Genomic DNA, 17,327 nt, shown 5'->3' with positions numbered 1-17,327 from the left:
AACTGTCCAAAAGGCAGCGTGAGAAAGCCCCTGTTGCGATGCTGCTGTAGCAGCGTTGGTAGTGCGCTACACCGTGGTAGCGCCAACTGTGAAAATCACCTACGAATGGGTAATGGGGGCTTTATGATGAACTTGAACAACAATCCGACCATCGACCAATTGGCCCAGCTGTTCGCCGGCCGCAAAGACAGCCTCGACGACCACCTGCTGTGGGTCAGCCAAACCGGTGAAGTGCGCCTCGATCGCCTGCCACCGAATACCGTCGAAGCTGAATTTGAAGAGCACCTGCCCAGCATGCGTGCCCGCTTCAAGGTCTACCGTCGTGGCCAAGGCTACGTTGGCAAGAAGGCCGCCGCCGACACCGAGTTCGTTGGCCGTGTGCTGCAGACCCTGCAACAGGAATGGCCCGCTGCCCGTGAGCAGCAGGCAGTCAAGGTGATCGAACCGCTCAATTGAGGTTGCCACCGTTAGCAAAGCCCGGCCTGAACAGGCCGGGCTTTTTCATGCCTGGCGCCGCTGGCGGCGGGCGGGCGGCAACGGCAATGCCCCTGTCGCCATGGCCCTGGCGCGGTCGACACCCCAAACCATGGCACGGGTCATGGTCTCGCCCGGCCGCGCGGGGTAGTACTCCTCCACCAGCGCCCGCCCATCCCCGGCATACAACCCCAGGAACAATTGCGTTGCGCCCAGGCGCGACAAGCGCACCTGCACATCCAATGTGGTGCCATCGCTGAGCGCTTCGTCGTGGCTGCGGCTGTGTAGTTGGGCGTCCGCCCAGTGCCAATAAGTCTCTTCCCTGACGCGCATGAGCATCCAGTCCTCCGTTGCTCGAATGTGGCGTCAGCAAAGCACAGGCTTGGCGATCCGGCGAGTGTTACCCAATCATTTCATGAGGCGGGTCAACGAATGGCCATAAAAAGTCCGCCGTCGGGCAGCGCGGGGTTACTTCTTCAGCGGCACCCGCGGCATGAAGCGGCCCTTTTTGCTGCGCTGCAGATGGGCAGGCTGCAGCTGCTCGGAATCATCCAGGGTCATGTGGGCGAACCCCAGCCGGAATGCCGCCTGGCCGCAACGCACCTGGCTGTTGATCGGAAACGCATCGTTAAGGTCTTCGAAAAAAGATTCGCTCATGCCCTGTCTCCCTTCAGCGGCAACGCGCCGGCAACCAGAAAAGTTGCCAAGTGACGCGGCCTGTAAATGTGAGACTAGCCGGTCATTTACAGACCAGTCGGGCAAACCCCAGGCAGCCGACCAGTGGCAAACCGGCCTTCAGCGCAGACGTACTGCGGTGCCGGTGACAAACACGACGACCATGCCGCCTTGTACCGAAGGCATGCTGATCTCGTAATCCACACCGACTACCGCGTCGGCTCGCAACTGCTGGGCGCGCGCCTTCAGCTCTTCGGTGGCCTGCTCGCGGGCCTCGCGCAGTGCGCTTTCCAGGGTCTGCGAGCGACCACCCAGCACGTCGCGAACACGGGTAAAGAAATCGCGGACGAAATTGATGCCCTGGACCGATTCGGCGCTGACCACGCCGAGGTATTCGGCAATCGGGCGGCCTTCAAGTTGACTGGTAGTGGAAATGATCATGCAAACGCTCCGTTGGCCTGGTCTCGAACAATGAGGCCGAGTCTAACAGAGCCGCACCTGAGCAACCGGCAATGGGGCCTTACCACCCGGTCAACGCTTCAGCCGTCACCACGCCCCCCACTACCCTCCTGTCAGGCGCTGGCCGCACGCAAGCGCTGGCCGATCCGCGCGCCGAATACGTTCACCAGCAGCCCGGCCATCACCAACACGGCGCCCCAGCCCTGAACTGCGGTCAGCCGTTCGCCCAGCAGCAATGCCGACGAACTCAAGCCGATCACCGGCACCAGCAGCGAAAAAGGCGCGACCTTACCGGCCGGGTGGCGCGACAACAGCTTGCTCCACAGGCTGTAGCCGATCATGGTGGCGACAAAAGCCAGGTATGCCAGCGCCAGCACCGAGCTGAGGCTGATGTTGGCAAGCGCATGGCCAATACGCTCTGGGCCTTCCAGCCACCAGGACAACGCCAGGAACGGCAACGGCGGGATCAACCCACCCCAGATCACCAGCGCCACCAGGTCAACCGAGCCAAAGCGCCGGGTAATGATGTTGCCCAGCCCCCACATGGCCCCGCCACACAATGTCAGCAGCAGCGCCACCATCGGCACGTGGCCACCGTCTTCGCTGCCGATCAGGGCCAGGCCACTGGCCGCCACCAGTAGCCCCAGCACACTGGCCAGGCGCAGCCGTTCACCGAGGAACAACGCCGCGAAGCCGAGCGTGAAGAATGCCTGCGATTGCAGAATCAGCGAAGCCAGCCCTGGTGGCATGCCGCTGTACATGGCCTGGAAGAGAAAGGCGAACTGGCCCAGAGAAATAGTTGCGCCGTAGGCGATGAGCCAGCGCCAGGGCAATTTGGGGCGCCTGACCAGCAACACCGCGGGAAACGCCACCAGCAAAAAGCGCAGTGCCCCCAACAGCATCGGCGGCAAGCCGTCGAGGCCAACCTTGATGACTACAAAGTTGACTCCCCAGGCAACAATCACCACCAGGGCGATGAGCAGGTCCTTGAGCGGCACGGCAGCTTCCTTCTTCAGGCGTTCTAGACATATTTCGTTACAGCATAAGGCTATAACTCTGAAGAGGACCAGCACAGTTGTGGCCTAGGCTGGCGCAACAGTCCGACTGTTGCGTCAACCTGTAACGTTGATGCATAACGCAGAAAACCCGCGAACACTGCGTATTCGCGGGTTTCCAGTGCCCTTGAGCAGGGCACGATCAGCAGCGCGGACTTGCCGGCACCTGAGCCTTGCAAGCCTTATCGCTGTGCATCAGGCCGCTGCAAACAGCTCATTGGCGATCTGCGCCTGTGCGGCGTCAAGCGCCTGCGTACGCTGCTCCGGGCCGTAGGCCAAGCCGTGAGCGCGCACGATTTCCAGGTCGGTGACACCAATGAAGCCCAGGAACACCTTGAGGAAGTCTTCATGCCCAGCACCCGTTGGCTGGCCAGCGTGCAGGCCACCCGCGGTGGAAACCAGCACTACCTTCTTGTTACCGCAAAGCCCCTCGGGGCCCGCCTCGGTGTAGCGGAAGGTCTTGCCGGCCACGGCCACGCGGTCGATCCAGGCCTTGAGCTGGGTCGGCACGCTGAAGTTGTACATCGGCGCGCCTATCACCACGGCGTCGGCGGCCAGGAATTCTTCCAAGGTCTCGGCGCTGAGCTTGGCCTCGAATGCCTGGGCGGCGTCGCGTACGTCTTGCGGGGTGCCAGCGGCTACCAGCGTGGCAGCAGAGAAGTGTGCAATGGCATCGGCAGCCAGGTCGCGGTACACCACTTCAACGCTCGGGTCTGCGGCTTTCCAGGCTTCGACCACCTCGCGGCTCAACTGGCGGGATGCGGAATTGTCACCCAGGATGCTCGAATCGATGTGCAACAGTTTCATGGGACTCTCCTGTGAATGAAGACCGCATCTCTTGGCGATCACGATGGGCAGAATCCTACCGGAGTGATTAATGACTGATAAGCCGCAGAAAATGCGTTAGTTTGTCTCATGAGTGGAACAATGAGACCTGTTCATGCAAGACCTCAATGACCTTTTCTATTTCGCCCGCGTAGTGGAAGCCGGCGGTTTTGCTGCAGCGGGGCGCCAGCTGGGCATTCCCAAGTCACGCTTGTCCCGGCGCATCGCCGAGCTCGAAGAGCGCCTGGGCACCCGCCTGCTGCAGCGCACTACCCGGCAGTTGAAACTCACCGCAGTGGGCGAGCGCTACCTGCATCACTGCCAAGCCATGCTGCTGGAGGCCGAAGCCGCCGATGAAACGGTGGCCAGCATGAGCAGCGAACCGCGCGGGCGCTTGCGTGTGTCCTGCCCCGTGGCGCTGGCCCACGCGTTTCTGCCGCAGGTGATCAGCCGCTTTCTCGAGCAGTACCCGCTGGTGCAGTTGGACATGGTACTGCTCAACCGCCGGGTGGACCTGATTTCCGAAGGTATCGACGTTGCCCTGCGCGTGCGCGACCTGGGCGATGAAGACCCGGCCTTGGTCACCCGCCGCCTGCGCCAGGCGCAAATGCAGCTGGTTGCCGCCCCAGGCTTCGCCGACCACATCCGCGACCCTGCCGAACTGGCGACGTTGCCGGTACTGGGCGCCGCCGAGGCAGACCGGCTGGTGCACTTTCGCCTGCTGGGCCCCAACGGCAAGCAACAGGAGCTGGCCCTGGAGCCGCGCCTGGCGATCGACGATTTCGTAGTACGTAATGCCGCTGTACGGGCTGGCCTGGGCTTTACTGCATTACCCAGCATGTTTTGCGAGGCGGAGCTGGAACGCGGCGAGCTGGTACGCCTGCTGCCTGAGTGGTCGCTGCCAGGTGGCTACCTGCAGGCGGTGTACCCGCACCGGCGCGGCCTGTTGCCGGCTGTACGGGTATGGATCGACCACCTGGCAGCTTCGTTCGAGGCGTGTGGGGAGCGATACGTATGAACGCGAACATGAGCGAAGCCGAAGTAGCGGCATTCTGCCTGGAGCTGCCGGGTGCCCAGGAAGACTACAAGTGGGGCGGTATCCGGGTGTTCTCGGTGGCCGGCAACAAGATGTTCGCGGTACTCGACCTGGCCGGCGCAGGGCTGTCGTTCAAGGTGGCCGACGATTTGTTTCTCGGCTATTGCGACCGCCCTGGAGTGCGACCTGCGCCTTACCTGGCACGGGCACGCTGGATCAGCATGGCGCCGCCCTACCCCATGGGCCGGGACGAATTGCGTGACTTGCTACAGCGTTCGCACCAGCTGGTGGTGCGACGGTTACCGAAGCGGTTACAGGTGGGTTTGCTGCTGTAATACCGCCTGCCCCCCCGCTTCGGTACCGCACTTCACCCTAAAGGCAGAAAGCGCCCACCGAAAAACAGCCAGTCGGCCCAGAACACCTGGTGCAACAGCACAATCGCCCAGAACAGCAGTTGGTACGAAAACTTGCGCGTCTTATGCCGGAACAGCTGCTGCGCCAGCAACGCACCCGGCCAGCCACCCAGCAGCTCGCTGGCATGCAGCACTTTCTCGGGCGTGCGCCAGGCCTGCTGACGTGCCTGGTGTTTGTCCTGCCAGTACAGCATGACGCTGACCAGGCTCATCGCCGGGTACAGCGCCAATGGCCACCAGGCCTGGTCGAGCCAGGCCATGCGAGCCGCGCCCAGCCCTGGCAGCACGCACAACACGGCCAGCACCAGCAGTTTCAGGCGCAGGTTGCGTACCCCGTCCAGCGGCGCGGCACGCCGCAGCTCAGCCATGAACCGAGGTCCAGTTGACCCAGCCGAACTGCCAGGTAGCCAGGATGAACAGGCCGAACACGATGCGATACCAGGCAAACGCGGCATAGCTGTGGTTGGCAATGAACTTGAGCAGCGCACGCACGGCGATCATGGCGAAAATGAACGACGTGACGAAACCGATGGCGAACACCGGCAAGTCATCCGGTTGGAACAGGTGGCGGTACTTGTAGCCCGAATACACGGCCGCGCCGACCATGGTCGGCATGGCGAGAAAGAACGAGAACTCGGTGGCCGCTTTGCGCGACAGACCGAACAGCAGCCCGCCGATGATGGTCGAGCCCGAACGCGATGTGCCGGGGATCATCGCCAGGCACTGCACGAAGCCTATTTTCAGCGCATGGCTCCAACGCATGTCGTCGACATGGTCAACTTCTACCCGATGCGTGCGCCGCTCGGCCCACAACATGATCACCCCACCCACCACCAGCGCTGCCGCCACGGTGACCGGGTTGAACAGGTACTCGTGGATCAGGTCGGCGAACAGTACGCCCAGTACAACCGCAGGCAGGAATGCCAAAAACAGGTTACCGGTAAAGCGCCGTGCCTTGGGTTGGCTGCGCAAGCCGAAAACCACTTCGCAGATCCTGCTGCGAAACTCCCACATCACGGCCAGGATCGCAGCCAGCTGGATGATGATGTTGAAAGCCATGGCCCGTTCACCGCCAAAACCGATCACGTCGGCGACGATGATCTGGTGGCCGGTACTGGAAATCGGCAGGAACTCCGTCAGCCCCTCTACTACGCCCAAGATGATTGCCTGGAAGGCAGTCCAAAAATCCATCATTCCCCCGGTGGAGCGCTGCTCGCAGCAGGCTCCTTGTTCTTGATCTATTGACGATTGCCGCACGCGGACCGGCTTTTTACAGCGACTGTTGGGACCAGCGCCAGTGGAAAAGTTCACGGCGGCTAAAGGTTTCATCTTGCGCGGCCGAAATCCTGTCAGAGCACCTTTGCAAATCCGTTACGCAACCTTCTGCAGACTGTGACAAAGATAGCACTTAGCCATTAGTCGAGTGGGGCGTGGCTGCAAACCGTGCTTGGATGCAGCTGAATAAAAAGAACAATGGGGGAGCGGCTGGATGAACACTTTGAGATCAATGTCGATCAGCCAACGCCTGTGGCTGATCCTGGTGGTGGCGGTGGCCATGCTGGTGGTGCTGGGGCTGCTGATGCTGCGCCAGATCCACGGCGACCTGTACCAGGCCAAGGCCGAAAAGACCCGCCATGTGGTGGAAACCGCTGCAGGGGTACTGGCCTATTACCAAGGGCTGGAAGCAGCCGGCACGCTCAGCCGTGAAGCCGCCCAGCAGCAAGCGCTGCAAGTTGTCCGGGGGCTGCGCTACGACCACGACGATTATTTCTGGATCAACGACTTGGGGCCGAAGATGATCATGCATCCGACCAACCCCAAGCTCGACGGCCAGGACCTGTCAGCCATCCGCGACCCCGACGGCTTTGCCGTGTTCAATGAGATGGTCGCCCTGGCGCGCCAGCACGACGCGGGCCCGGTCAACTACCGCTGGCCCAAGCCCGGGGCGAGCGAGCCGGTGGCCAAGACCTCCTACATACAGCTGTTCAAGCCATGGGGCTGGATCATCGGGTCGGGCGTGTACGTCGATGACGTGCAGGCCGAATTCGCCCGCCAGTTGCGCGATGCCTCGCTGGTAGGCCTGGGCATTGCCTTGCTGATGGCGCTGGTGGTGATGCTGATCGCCCGCAGCATTGCCCGCCCCCTTCAGGAAGCGGTGCAGGCCATGGGCAACATCGCCAGTGGTGAAAGTGACCTGACCCGGCGCCTGGACACCCATGGTCGCGACGAAATCACCCGCCTTGGTGAACACTTCAACCGCTTCAATGGCAAGCTGCAGGGCGTGGTCGGCCAATTGCAAGGGGCCGCCCATGCGCTGGCCCAGTCGGCCGGGCACGTGGGTGACAATGCCGGGGCCGCCGAGCAGCGCAGTGCCCAGCAGTCGCTGCAGATGGACCAGGTGGCTACCGCCGTGAACGAAGTGACCTACGCCGTGCAGGACGTGGCCAAGACGGCCGAACAGGCTGCCGGGGAAATGCACAGCGCCCAACTGCAGGTCACACAGGGCCAGCAAGCCATCCACGGCAGCCTGGCGCAGATCGACCGGCTGTCCCTGACCATCGACCAGGCTGTGCAAGTGATCCGCGACCTGGCCGGGCACAGCACGCGCATCGGCGGCGTGCTCGACGTGATCCGTTCGATTGCCGAGCAAACCAACCTGCTGGCGCTGAACGCCGCCATCGAGGCGGCCCGGGCCGGGGAGCAAGGCCGCGGCTTTGCCGTGGTCGCCGACGAGGTGCGCCTGCTGGCACAGCGCACCGCGCAGTCCACGGCCGAGATCCATACCATGATCGAGCACCTGCAAAGCCAGTCGGACGCCGCTGTGCGGGCAATCGACACCAGCAGCGAGGCCTCGCGCCAGACCGTCGAACAGGCCCGCGAGGCCGGCGCCAGCCTGGACGCCATCAACCAGGCGCTGAACAACCTCACCGCCTTGAATGCGTCCATTGCCAGTGCCACCCTGCAGCAGGCGCATGTGGTCGAAGAGATCAACCGCAACGTACTGGACACTGCCGGGCTGTCCCAGCAAACCGCCGATGCGGCGCGCCAGTCCAGCGATGCGGGGGTGGCCTTGGGCCAGTTGAGCGAAGAACTGGAGCATTTACTGCGCCAGTTCCGCGTGTAGTACGGGCTGCCGGCGGGCGCGGCTACACCTTCGCCCGCCGAACAGCTACAATCGCGCCCCTTCCCCGCAGCCTCCAAGGATCGCCGATGTCCGGCCTTGAACTCATCGCCGCCGTCCTCGGCGTCATCGCTGTCTGGCTCACGGTCAAGCAGAACGCCTGGTGCTGGCCGATCGGCCTGGTCATGGTGCTGATCTATGGCTGGCTGTTCTATGGGGTGAAGCTGTATTCGGGCATGTTGCTGCAACTGGCCTACGCCCTCCTGCAACTGTACGGCTGGTGGCAATGGCAACGCCCCGACCGCGCTGAAGACGCCCGCCAGGTCTCGCGCTTGCAAGGCCCGGCGCTATTTGCCGGCCTGGCCGTCGGGGTGCTGCTGAGTGCCGCCCTGGGCGCGGCCATGGCCCACTGGACCGACGCCGCCATGCCGTGGCTGGACGCGACCCTGACCGGCTTCAGCCTGGTGGCACAACTGTGGATGGCGCAAAAGCGCCTGCAATGCTGGGCCCTCTGGGTGGTGGTCGACACCCTCTATGTCGGCCTGTACCTGCACCAGCAGCTGTATTTCACAGCAGGCTTGTTCGCCGTTTTGACCCTCATAGCCGTACGCGGCTGGCTGGAATGGCGGCGAGACCCGGCATTGGTGCAGCCATGAGCACGAAAGTACTGGTGCTGTGCGGCCCCGAGTCCAGCGGCAAAAGCTGGCTCAGCGGGGTGATCCAGGCGCATTTTGGCGGTTTGGTGGTGGCCGAATACGTGCGTCACTTCATCGAGCAGGAGCGCCGCGATACCTGCTACGCCGATATCCCCAGCATTGCCCGTGGCCAGCTGGCATGGGAAGACCAGGCCCGCGAGCAGGCGCCCCCCTTGCTGATCCTCGACACCCACCTGCTCAGCAACATGCTCTGGAGCCATGCCCTGTTCGGCGACTGCCCGGCCTGGCTGGAACAGGCCCTGCTCGCCCGGCATTACGACCTGCATCTTTTGCTAAGCCCACAGGGCGTGGAATGGGTCGCCGACGGCCAGCGCAGCCAGCCGGACGTGCGCGATCGGCAACGCTTTTTCGAAGACAGCCGGGCCTGGTTGCAGCAGCATGGCCAGCCCCACCAGATAATTGAAGGGAGTTGGCCACAGCGTCAGTTGTTGGCCCTGGAAGCGGTGGCTAGGCTCCTTGATAGCGATAAGCCAGCCTGCCCTGCCGAGTGTTAAGCCACTGACACAGCCCCCTGCGGTACAACCCCCGAAACCAGGCGGCTGCTCCCACTAGCAGGGTGAGTGTCAAGCGGGTGAAACACCGCTGCGAAATCCCCCTTCCGGCGACGCCACAGCAGGCCCGCCCGGCCATGCCGGTGTGCAACTGTTTCACGGCTGACACACCACACCCCACCTGCGTCTTAGCTGTCATCGCCAAGCGCCTGATTTTCATACCAATTCAAAAAGCGGCACACCTTCTGCTCTGTCCTTCGCATCGCTGATCAGGCCCAGCGCTCAAAGAAGGAAGTGCCGTCGTGAGGAAAACAGCCAACCACCTTTATCACGCCTTGCTGATGGGCTGCGTACTGGGGTCACTGAGCCTGACGGCGCAGGCCGACAAGGGGATTATCACCATCACCCGCGACGTGCAGGTGCGCAACGCAACCGTGCCCCCCCTGCGGCCCGATCCCAATCCGACCACGGTCAACGCCAACCCCTCTGCCTATGTGCTCAAGCAGACCAACGAGCTGAGCGACGGCGACTTCGCCGCCATCAGCAGCGGCGCTGGCATCAGCAACATGATCACCCAGCAGACCAACAACCTGGGCGGCAACCTCGGCAACCAGAACCAGTTGCCCAACCTGGCCGGCGGCCGCGGTACCGGTGGTTCCGGTAACGGCATCGCCAACATGGTCAACTCCAGCGTGCAACGTGGCCTGGCGCCGCTGCAAATCCTGACCGGCGGGGGCAAGTGAGATGAAGTACATGCTGCTGATGCTGGCTGCGGTGTGCAGTGCGCCCGCCTTTGCCCAGTCCCCCGTTCCGGTCATCAACAACGCTGACATCGACAGTTCCGGCAGCCGCTACCAAGGCAACCTCAGCGTCAATCAGGCCGCCGGGGACCAGCAGCAGCAGGCCAATGCCCGCGCCATCGCCGTTGGCCCCGAGGCCAACGCCAGTACCCAGATCCGCCAACAGCTCAACACCCCCGCCGACCCGAGGATGGACGCCCGCGCGACCATTCAGGGCAACGCTTTCAGTAATGGCAGCGGCGCCCTGGGGGTGAATCAGAGCGCAGGCGCCAACACCCAGCAAGCCAATGCCATGCGCATCAGCATTGGCGCACAACCGCAAAGCATCGACGACAGCGTCCTCATGCAACAGAACGTGACGCTGCTCAACAACTCCGGAGCAACGGATATCCCAGCCGGCTATCGCCAGGTCACCACCAGTGACCAGGCCTTCACCGGTAGCCGTGGGGTGATCCAGTTGAACCAGAGTGCCGGGGTGGGAAACCGCATGGCCAACACCTTGAGCATCCGGGTCGCGGACTGACCCTTTCAGTTAAGAACGACACTTAACCTACTAGAGTACGGAGAATCACCATGAAACCCTCGATGGCAATCAAGCCTCTGGTTTTCGCAATTGCTGCGGTCATGGCTGTTGCTGTACAAGCTGGGCAAAACGACCGGCGCGGTGACTACCATAATGGCAACAATAATGGCCAGCACACGCCTCCTGCCACCAAGATCCCGGTGTATGCAACCGCCAATGCCTGGGACACTCAAACCAGTACCAACAACCGCATCACCAACCAAGGCACCATCAACGAAGCCGAGATGAGCGACTCGGGCACCGGCTCCAGCGGCAACGTCGGCATCAACGTCGCGGCCGGTAACGGCAACCAGCAGGACAACGCTGCAGCCATCGCCAACGCCGGCTCCGAATCGAGCCTGGACAACAGCTTCGTGTTCGGCATGGCCAACGCCACGGCCGACGTGGTGCAAACCAGCCGCAGCAACCGGGTAGACAACTACTCGACGCAATCGTCGGCGCTGATGAGCGGCTCGGCCAGCGGGGCTGAAGGCAACATCGGCATCAACGTGGCCGGTGGCGACCTCAACCAGCAGAAAAACACCATGGCCATCGCCAACACCGGCGCCCCATTGGGCAACGCCACGGCGACCGCCTCCGCCAACCAGTCCGGCCCAGGCCTGACGGTGAACAACAGCGCCGACCGCACCTACCGGGTAGACACGCTGACCTTCACCACTTCGGCCAGCGGCTCGAGCTCGCGTGATGGCACCTTCAACTCGAGCGACGACCGCAGCGCGTCGTCGAGCTTCAGCGTGGCCGGCTCGCAAAGCGCCAGCAACAGCGGCTCCAGCGGCTGGAACTCCAGTGGTTCGAGCAGCGCCAACGCCAGTGGCTCCAACAGTGCCAGCGCCAGCGGTTCCAACAGCTGGGGCATGAACGGTTCGGCCAGCGGTTCCAACAGCTCGTCCAGCAGTGCCAGCCTGAACGCCAGCCTGGCTGCAGCAGCCGACGCGACCCGCACGGTCACCACCGACGACGGCCGCCGCGAACGCTCGCGCACCAGCAGCTTCGATGGTTCGCTGAACGCCTCGCTGAACGCCTCGATCGACAAGTCGCACGAAAGTGCCTATGACTCGTCCTTCGAGAAGGCATTCGACTCGAACTACGACAAGTCGCACCAGTCCTCCTACGACAAGTCGCGCGATTCTTCGTACACCAAGTCTCATGAGTCCTCGTACGAAAATGCTTCCGCCTCTGACTTCTCCAAGTCTGGCGAGCAATCGCATCAGTCCTCCAACGACGTCGCCAAGAGCTACAGCGAAAGCAGTGCTTACGACTTGAGCAATACCGTGTCCTTCCAAGTGCTGACCCCGACCGGCTGGGCCAACCCTGTTACCAACACTGCAACCCTTAGCGGTTCGGTCAACGGTGGCAGCGGCAACCTGGGCGTGAACGTGGCCGCCGGTGTAGGCAACCAGCAGAGCAACTCGCTGGCCATCTCCAACACCTCGTTCTAACGCTGCAACCAAGGCCCCCTTCGGGGGGCCTTTCTTCAACAGAACAAGAAGGCATCCGATCATGCGCATTATCGCCTTGGCGTTTTTGCTGTGCCTGGCCAGCGTGAGCGAAGCTGCACAAATGCCGCTGGCGGTATTGCCGGGCGGCGCCGTGGTGTTCAAACCCCTGCAAAGCGTGCGCGAGCGCAAGTTCGCCGACCTGGTGCAACAGAAAACCGACTTCAGCTGCGGTGCTGCTGCCTTGGCGACCATCCTGCGCCAGGCCTACTGGCTGGATGTGGACGAACACCAGATCATCGAAGGCATGCTGGCCCACGCCGACCAGGACCTGGTGCGCACCCAGGGCTTTTCGATGCTCGACATGAAGCGCTACGTGGAAAGCCTGGGCATGCGTGCCCGCGGCTACCGTGTAGCGCCCGATACCCTGCACAGCGTGCGCATTCCGGTGGTGGTGTTGATGGATGTGCGTGGCTACAAGCACTTCGTGGTCATGCAGAAAGTCGACAAGGGCTGGGTGTATGTCGGTGACCCAGTGCTGGGCCACAGGCGCTACAAGGTAGACGACTTCCTCAAGGGCTGGAACGGCATCATCTTCGCCGTGATCGGCCAGGGTTATGACAAGAACAATGTCTTGCTCGACCCGCCTCTGCCGCTGACCGCCAAGGGTCGAGTGAACAACTTCACCCCGGTGCAGGACGCAGAGCTGCTGGACTTTGGCTTCATCAAAAGCGACTTCTTCTAACGATACGTCCAATGATAAGGAGCATGACGCTCCCGGGAGCCCGCCATGAACAACCCCTTCCTGCTGGCATTGGCCTGCCTGGCTGCCAGCCTGCCGGTTCATGCAGAAACGTTCAAACCCATCGAATTGAAGGACCAGGAACTGGCAACTTTGCGTGGTCGCTACGTGATGCCGGGGCGCATCGTGAGCTTCGGCATCGTCATGAGCAGCACCTGGCAAAATGCCAAAGGCGACGTGATTGGCGCCAGCAGCAGCCTGCAGGTGCAAGCGTCGACAATCAAGCCACAATTCTACGTGTCGACGATCAATGAAAAAGGCACCGGCAGCGCGGCTGGGGCGGCCGCTGCGCCCGGGACCGGCAGCGTGACCGGCGGTGCCGGGCTGGCCACCAGCGAGGGCGTCACCCAGGTAGTGCGCGCCGCCGGTGATAACAACGGCGCATACAACAACGTCGACATCAACGTCACCAAGGCCAACCAGGCACCGGTGGTGCAACAGCAGGGCCAGGCGCTGGCCGCAGGCCAGACCGTAAATGCAGAAAACGGCGCCGGTTCGCTGAGCGTATCGGCCAGCGGCGTGGGCGTGCAGCTGAACATCAACGCCAGCAACAACCAGGGCAGCAGCATGCAACGCCTGGCCCAGGGCGGCCTGATGCAGAACACCACGCTGCTGGGCAACGGCAACCTGGTCAGCAATGTCACCTCCCTCAATGTGGTCATGCGCGAGAGCGTGCCGACAGCGGCTTCGCTCAATGGCAGCCTCGATCAGCTCAAAGGCCTTCGCACTTTCGGATACTGATCTACGCTCAGTCTCATCAAAAGTAGTTGGAAGGGACGGCAACTCCATGCACCGATCTTTTACGCTCAAGGCTTTTGTTTGTCTGACTACCCTGGCCCCGGCCACATTGCTGTATGCCGCTGCCGACCCGCAGGTCGAGGCATTGAAGCAGGAACTGACCGAACTCAAGCGCCGGTATGAGGCCCAGCAGCAAGCGTTGATGGTGCTGGAACAACGCGTGCGCCAGGTTGAAGAAGCTCCGGCGGCGGCCCCACCCAAACGCCTGGTCAAGTCGCCTGCCGAAGGCGTGAAGGGTGGCCAGACGGTAGCGGCCGGCGCCCCTGGCACCACCGGCAGTTCCTATGGCCAGGCCCTGACTGCCGACTCGGAGCCGGCGCAGAGCGTGTCCAACCTGTATGACGAGGCCAGCGGCTTCTTCGGTGGCGGCAAGTTCAGCTTCGAGACCGGCCTGACCTATACCCACTACGACACCCGTGCACTGACCCTCAACGGGTTCCTGGCGCTGGACTCGATTTTCCTGGGCAGCATCAACCTCGACCGCATCAAGGCCGACAACTGGACCTTGGACATGACCGCGCGCTACAACCTGGCGCAACGTTGGCAGTTCGACATCAACGTGCCGGTGGTGTACCGCGAATCCACCTACTCGTCCGGCGGTGCCGGCGGCTCGGGCGCGGCCACCTCCGATGCCACCGTCACGCGTGACCCGGAAATCGGCGATATCAACGTTGGCGTGGCCTACAAGTTCCTCGACGAAGACGAAACCTGGCCGGATGCCGTGGCCACCCTGCGGGTCAAGGCGCCGACCGGCAAGGACCCCTATGGCATCAAGCTGCGCGAGGTGGACGGCAACAACAACCTGGCGGTACCGGACAGCCTGCCGACGGGCAACGGCGTGTGGTCGATCACCCCAGGCATCTCGCTGGTCAAGACCTTTGACCCGGCCGTGCTGTTCGGCAGCCTGTCCTACACCTACAACATGCAGGACTCGTTCAGCGACATCAGCCCGCAGGTCAACAGCAAGGTGCCGGGCGACGTCAAGCTTGGCGACTCCTGGCAAATCGGCGGGGGCATCGCGTTCGCGCTCAACGAGAAGATGAGCATGTCGTTCTCGGTGTCGGACCAGTTTGCCCGCAAGAGCAAGATCAAACCGGATGGCGGTGACTGGCAGTCGATTTCCAACAGTGACTACAACGCCGCCAACTTCAACATCGGCCTGACCTTCGCCGCCAGCAACAACCTCACCATCGTGCCCAACTTGTCCATTGGACTGACCGACGACGCCCCGGACTTTTCCTTCAGCCTGAAATTCCCCTACTACTTCTGAACCTCGCCATCAGCCAGGCCCGCGACTACGGGCCCGGCTTTTGGTAACCACCCTTGTAGCGCCCGCCTTCCCGCCCGCTCGCCTGTTATCATTCAGCACAGTTTCATGACGATTCAATGGCAAAAGGGAAGTTTTTGTGAAGAACCTGTCCGACCACCCACAGGCCCGGTTTGCCGCTCTGGCAGGCCTGCTGTTGGTGATCCCACTGGGTGCGCGCGCCATGCTGGGTTGGACCAACCCACTGGGCTACCTGTCAGACCTCGCCCTCGGCAGCCTGCTGCTGTTACTGCTGCAGCGCCGCCCGTGGTGGCTGGCGCTGCCGGTGTTGCTGGCCTGGTTGGCCCTGTGGGTCGCCTCGGCCGAACTGGTCAGCGCGGTGGGCCGCTTGCCAACCAGCGCCGACCTGGCCTACCTGGCCGACCCGCAGTTCATGGAAAACTCCACCGGCGGCGGCCTGGCCCATGCCTGGCTGCCCTGGCTGATGGGTGGCGGCCTGCTGGCCTGGCTGGTGCTTGCCTGGCGCGGCCGTGCGCAGCGCGGCCTGGCGCTGCCGCGCAAGGCCTGGGCCATCCCGGTCGTGCTGTTCGGCGCCCACTGGGGCAGCCAGCAATTGGCCCCTTCCGATGCCGACCAGTGGCGGCAATACAACCTGGGCCATCAGTTGCTGTCTGCCGGGGTGGGCCAGGTACAGCGCCAGGCCGATGAGTGGCTGGGCACATCCAAGCCCTTCACCCCCCTGCCCAGCACCGGCCTGACGCAATCCGACCTGCACGGGCAACGCCTGCTGAACGGCCCGGGCCGTGCGCGTAATTTGCTGGTGATCACCCTGGAAGGCATCCCCGGCGCTTACCTGCGGCCCAACCGTCAGGCGTTGAACAGCCCCTTCGACGAAGAGCTCATGCCCAAGCTCAGCAGGTGGGCCGAGCGCGGCATGAATACCCCGGACTACGTACTGCACACCCACCAGACCATTCGTGGGCTGTACGCCATGCTGTGTGGCGACTACGACAAGCTGGCCAACGGCACCCCCAAGGGCGTTGAGCTGCTGACCCAGAACGAACGTAACCAGGCCTGCCTGCCGGCGCAGTTGCGCCAGGCCGGGTTCACCACCCATTACCTCCAAGGTGCGGGCCTGCGCTTCATGGCCAAGGACCGCATCATGCCGCATGTCGGTTTCGAGGCTGTACATGGCCTGGAGTGGTTTGCCAACAAGAACTACCTGGACTTCCCCTGGGGCAAGGACGACCGCGCGTTCTTCGAGGGCGCATTGAGCTACGTGGGCCATTTGCAGCAGCAGGACAAACCCTGGATGCTTACGTTGCTGACCGTCGGTACCCACCAGCCCTATTCCGCGCCGGCGGAGTACCTCGAACGGTTCGACACGCCGAAACAGGCGGCAGTGGCCTACCTGGACGACGCGGTTGCGGCGTTCCTCGACAGCCTCGAACGCCAGGGGGTACTCAAGGACACGCTGGTGGTGCTGACCTCCGACGAGTCGCATGGCATCGACGGTGTGCGCCTGGCGTCCTCCTGGGGCTTCAACCTGACCCTGGCCCCGGAGCAGGCCCAATTGCCACGGCTCAAGCAAGGGACTTATGGCCACATCGACCTTGCCGCTTCACTGCTCGACTACTTCTCGCTGCCGATCCCCATGGCCCTGGGCGGTCGCTCGCTGTACCGCGACTACGACACCGGCCGCGAAATGATCGCCTACACCAACGGCATGCTGCGCTACCACAACGGCCAAGGGGTGTTTACCGAGTGCGATTTTCAACAACGGTGCCGGCGTTACGCCAGTGAGGGCTTCATCGCCGGGCAGGCCCGCTACCTTGGCAGCGGCGATAACCTGCTCGGGCAGCAGATCGGTGCCCTGGCCGGCGTGCTCGACCAGTCGCTGCTGCAGACGCCGCTGAACCTGCGCTACCAGTTCGGCGGCCCTGCGCCGATCAGGCTGCGCAAGCACATTCAGGATGATTGGGCCGACAACCTGATCGGTGCCCAGTACCTGGAAATGCCAGGGGGCTCGCGTACCCGGGTACGCATCAAGGTCCGCTCGCTGGACCCGAGGCACGTGGCCTATATCCAGCTCAAGGCCAAGCAACTGGAACAGGACGTACCACTGGGCCTGCCTGCCGAGGTGCAAGTCACCACCGATCAGCCACTGGAGATGGACTTCCGCTTCGACAACCCGACCGATCGCAAGGCGTTTTCCTTCCACTTGCTGGGTTATGGCGGCGGCCAGGTGGAAGTCAGCGACTTCAGCGTGATAACCGCGCTGCCTGGCGATGAAGAGGCAGCCGAGGAACTGGGTGACGAGCCTATCGCCCATTCTGGCTGAACAGGCGACAGCTCAGCGGTGCTTGGCACCGCCTA

20 protein-coding genes are annotated in these 17,327 nt (G+C 63.0%); 13 read left to right on the top strand and 7 right to left on the bottom strand.

Annotated elements, in window-relative coordinates; translation table 11 throughout:
- Nucleotides 1-123: 123 nt before the first annotated feature.
- Nucleotides 124-456, top strand: a complete 333-nt coding sequence (locus tag DMX12_RS02015) for a hypothetical protein (RefSeq protein ID WP_029884829.1) — start codon at nucleotides 124-126, stop codon at nucleotides 454-456.
- Nucleotides 457-501: 45 nt separating this feature from the next.
- On the opposite strand, the gene DMX12_RS02010 is transcribed toward DMX12_RS02015, so the two are convergent.
- The 5 genes from DMX12_RS02010 to DMX12_RS01990 all read right to left on the bottom strand — a co-directional run bounded on the left by DMX12_RS02010 (nucleotide 502) and on the right by DMX12_RS01990 (nucleotide 3,470).
- Nucleotides 502-813 (bottom strand): hypothetical protein, encoded by a 312-nt coding sequence (locus tag DMX12_RS02010; protein ID WP_054904382.1) that lies wholly within the window; start codon nucleotides 811-813, stop codon nucleotides 502-504.
- Nucleotides 814-942: 129 nt separating this feature from the next.
- Complete coding sequence (locus DMX12_RS02005) at nucleotides 943-1,131, bottom strand: hypothetical protein (RefSeq protein ID WP_003253897.1); 189 nt, start codon at nucleotides 1,129-1,131, stop codon at nucleotides 943-945.
- A gap of 138 nt (nucleotides 1,132-1,269) precedes the next feature.
- A complete protein-coding gene (locus DMX12_RS02000; RefSeq protein WP_009685439.1) occupies nucleotides 1,270-1,590 on the bottom strand; it encodes a YbjQ family protein in 321 nt (106 codons plus the stop codon).
- Between the two features lie 131 nt (nucleotides 1,591-1,721).
- The gene (locus DMX12_RS01995; RefSeq protein ID WP_110675952.1) at nucleotides 1,722-2,606 is read right to left on the bottom strand and encodes an EamA family transporter; all 885 of its coding nucleotides are present in this window, start codon (nucleotides 2,604-2,606) and stop codon (nucleotides 1,722-1,724) included.
- A 252-nt stretch (nucleotides 2,607-2,858) separates the two neighbouring features.
- Nucleotides 2,859-3,470 carry an FMN-dependent NADH-azoreductase gene (locus DMX12_RS01990; RefSeq protein WP_110675950.1) on the bottom strand — a complete coding sequence of 204 codons (612 nt, stop codon included), beginning with the start codon at nucleotides 3,468-3,470 and terminating at the stop codon, nucleotides 2,859-2,861.
- Between the two features lie 133 nt (nucleotides 3,471-3,603).
- Between DMX12_RS01990 and DMX12_RS01980 the strand changes: the two genes are divergently transcribed.
- A complete protein-coding gene (locus tag DMX12_RS01980; protein ID WP_110675948.1) occupies nucleotides 3,604-4,506 on the top strand; it encodes a LysR substrate-binding domain-containing protein in 903 nt (300 codons plus the stop codon).
- An 8-nt stretch (nucleotides 4,507-4,514) separates the two neighbouring features.
- A complete protein-coding gene (locus DMX12_RS01975; RefSeq protein WP_009685444.1) occupies nucleotides 4,515-4,859 on the top strand; it encodes an MmcQ/YjbR family DNA-binding protein in 345 nt (114 codons plus the stop codon).
- 32 nt (nucleotides 4,860-4,891) lie between these two features.
- Here the strand turns inward: DMX12_RS01975 and DMX12_RS01970 are convergent, their stop codons facing one another.
- Entirely contained in the window at nucleotides 4,892-5,305 is a 414-nt protein-coding gene (locus DMX12_RS01970; protein WP_110675946.1) for a DUF1294 domain-containing protein, read from the bottom strand.
- Nucleotides 5,298-6,128, bottom strand: a complete 831-nt coding sequence (locus DMX12_RS01965) for an undecaprenyl-diphosphate phosphatase (protein WP_110676005.1) — start codon at nucleotides 6,126-6,128, stop codon at nucleotides 5,298-5,300. The genes DMX12_RS01970 and DMX12_RS01965 overlap by 8 nt, the downstream gene beginning before the upstream one ends.
- Nucleotides 6,129-6,426: 298 nt before the next feature.
- Between DMX12_RS01965 and mcpP the strand changes: the two genes are divergently transcribed.
- The 10 genes from mcpP to DMX12_RS01915 all read left to right on the top strand — a co-directional run bounded on the left by mcpP (nucleotide 6,427) and on the right by DMX12_RS01915 (nucleotide 17,292).
- Nucleotides 6,427-8,061, top strand: a complete 1,635-nt coding sequence (gene mcpP / locus DMX12_RS01960; RefSeq protein WP_110675945.1) for a methyl-accepting chemotaxis protein McpP — start codon at nucleotides 6,427-6,429, stop codon at nucleotides 8,059-8,061.
- Between the two features lie 86 nt (nucleotides 8,062-8,147).
- A complete protein-coding gene (pnuC, locus tag DMX12_RS01955; protein WP_110675943.1) occupies nucleotides 8,148-8,714 on the top strand; it encodes a nicotinamide riboside transporter PnuC in 567 nt (188 codons plus the stop codon).
- Nucleotides 8,711-9,268 (top strand): AAA family ATPase, encoded by a 558-nt coding sequence (locus tag DMX12_RS01950; protein WP_110675941.1) that lies wholly within the window; start codon nucleotides 8,711-8,713, stop codon nucleotides 9,266-9,268. The genes pnuC and DMX12_RS01950 overlap by 4 nt, the downstream gene beginning before the upstream one ends.
- Nucleotides 9,269-9,606: 338 nt before the next feature.
- Nucleotides 9,607-10,008, top strand: coding sequence for a hypothetical protein (locus DMX12_RS01945; RefSeq protein WP_104148483.1), 402 nt, complete (start codon nucleotides 9,607-9,609; stop codon nucleotides 10,006-10,008).
- Between the two features lies 1 nt (nucleotide 10,009).
- Nucleotides 10,010-10,588, top strand: coding sequence for an adhesin (locus tag DMX12_RS01940; protein ID WP_110675939.1), 579 nt, complete (start codon nucleotides 10,010-10,012; stop codon nucleotides 10,586-10,588).
- A 50-nt stretch (nucleotides 10,589-10,638) separates the two neighbouring features.
- Nucleotides 10,639-12,087: a hypothetical protein gene (locus tag DMX12_RS01935; protein ID WP_029884822.1), complete on the top strand. Its 1,449-nt coding sequence runs from the start codon at nucleotides 10,639-10,641 to the stop codon at nucleotides 12,085-12,087.
- A gap of 61 nt (nucleotides 12,088-12,148) precedes the next feature.
- Nucleotides 12,149-12,829, top strand: coding sequence for a C39 family peptidase (locus tag DMX12_RS01930; RefSeq protein ID WP_009685453.1), 681 nt, complete (start codon nucleotides 12,149-12,151; stop codon nucleotides 12,827-12,829).
- Nucleotides 12,830-12,874: 45 nt separating this feature from the next.
- Nucleotides 12,875-13,627 (top strand): hypothetical protein, encoded by a 753-nt coding sequence (locus tag DMX12_RS01925; protein WP_009685454.1) that lies wholly within the window; start codon nucleotides 12,875-12,877, stop codon nucleotides 13,625-13,627.
- 46 nt (nucleotides 13,628-13,673) lie between these two features.
- Nucleotides 13,674-14,954, top strand: a complete 1,281-nt coding sequence (locus tag DMX12_RS01920; protein ID WP_110675937.1) for a hypothetical protein — start codon at nucleotides 13,674-13,676, stop codon at nucleotides 14,952-14,954.
- A gap of 136 nt (nucleotides 14,955-15,090) precedes the next feature.
- Nucleotides 15,091-17,292 carry an LTA synthase family protein gene (locus DMX12_RS01915; RefSeq protein ID WP_110675935.1) on the top strand — a complete coding sequence of 734 codons (2,202 nt, stop codon included), beginning with the start codon at nucleotides 15,091-15,093 and terminating at the stop codon, nucleotides 17,290-17,292.
- Nucleotides 17,293-17,327: the final 35 nt, after the last annotated feature.

This window comes from Pseudomonas sp. MB-090624 (genome assembly GCF_003205245.1).
GTDB lineage: Bacteria > Pseudomonadota > Gammaproteobacteria > Pseudomonadales > Pseudomonadaceae > Aquipseudomonas > Aquipseudomonas juntendi.
Note: the sequence above shows the minus strand (reverse complement) of the source record. Positions and strands in the feature narration are given on the sequence as shown.

Bases quoted from the DNA above. Each gene is read 5' to 3' on its own strand.
- DMX12_RS02015 (WP_029884829.1), top strand. From the start codon at position 124: ATGATGAACTTGAACAACAATCCGACCATCGACCAATTGGCCCAGCTG.
- DMX12_RS02010 (WP_054904382.1), bottom strand. From the start codon at position 813: ATGCTCATGCGCGTCAGGGAAGAGACTTATTGGCACTGGGCGGACGCC.
- DMX12_RS02005 (WP_003253897.1), bottom strand. From the start codon at position 1,131: ATGAGCGAATCTTTTTTCGAAGACCTTAACGATGCGTTTCCGATCAAC.
- DMX12_RS02000 (WP_009685439.1), bottom strand. From the start codon at position 1,590: ATGATCATTTCCACTACCAGTCAACTTGAAGGCCGCCCGATTGCCGAA.
- DMX12_RS01990 (WP_110675950.1), bottom strand. From the start codon at position 3,470: ATGAAACTGTTGCACATCGATTCGAGCATCCTGGGTGACAATTCCGCA.
- DMX12_RS01980 (WP_110675948.1), top strand. From the start codon at position 3,604: ATGCAAGACCTCAATGACCTTTTCTATTTCGCCCGCGTAGTGGAAGCC.
- DMX12_RS01975 (WP_009685444.1), top strand. From the start codon at position 4,515: ATGAGCGAAGCCGAAGTAGCGGCATTCTGCCTGGAGCTGCCGGGTGCC.
- DMX12_RS01970 (WP_110675946.1), bottom strand. From the start codon at position 5,305: ATGGCTGAGCTGCGGCGTGCCGCGCCGCTGGACGGGGTACGCAACCTG.
- DMX12_RS01965 (WP_110676005.1), bottom strand. From the start codon at position 6,128: ATGGATTTTTGGACTGCCTTCCAGGCAATCATCTTGGGCGTAGTAGAG.
- mcpP (WP_110675945.1), top strand. From the start codon at position 6,427: ATGAACACTTTGAGATCAATGTCGATCAGCCAACGCCTGTGGCTGATC.
- pnuC (WP_110675943.1), top strand. From the start codon at position 8,148: ATGTCCGGCCTTGAACTCATCGCCGCCGTCCTCGGCGTCATCGCTGTC.
- DMX12_RS01950 (WP_110675941.1), top strand. From the start codon at position 8,711: ATGAGCACGAAAGTACTGGTGCTGTGCGGCCCCGAGTCCAGCGGCAAA.
- DMX12_RS01945 (WP_104148483.1), top strand. From the start codon at position 9,607: ATGGGCTGCGTACTGGGGTCACTGAGCCTGACGGCGCAGGCCGACAAG.
- DMX12_RS01940 (WP_110675939.1), top strand. From the start codon at position 10,010: ATGAAGTACATGCTGCTGATGCTGGCTGCGGTGTGCAGTGCGCCCGCC.
- DMX12_RS01935 (WP_029884822.1), top strand. From the start codon at position 10,639: ATGAAACCCTCGATGGCAATCAAGCCTCTGGTTTTCGCAATTGCTGCG.
- DMX12_RS01930 (WP_009685453.1), top strand. From the start codon at position 12,149: ATGCGCATTATCGCCTTGGCGTTTTTGCTGTGCCTGGCCAGCGTGAGC.
- DMX12_RS01925 (WP_009685454.1), top strand. From the start codon at position 12,875: ATGAACAACCCCTTCCTGCTGGCATTGGCCTGCCTGGCTGCCAGCCTG.
- DMX12_RS01920 (WP_110675937.1), top strand. From the start codon at position 13,674: ATGCACCGATCTTTTACGCTCAAGGCTTTTGTTTGTCTGACTACCCTG.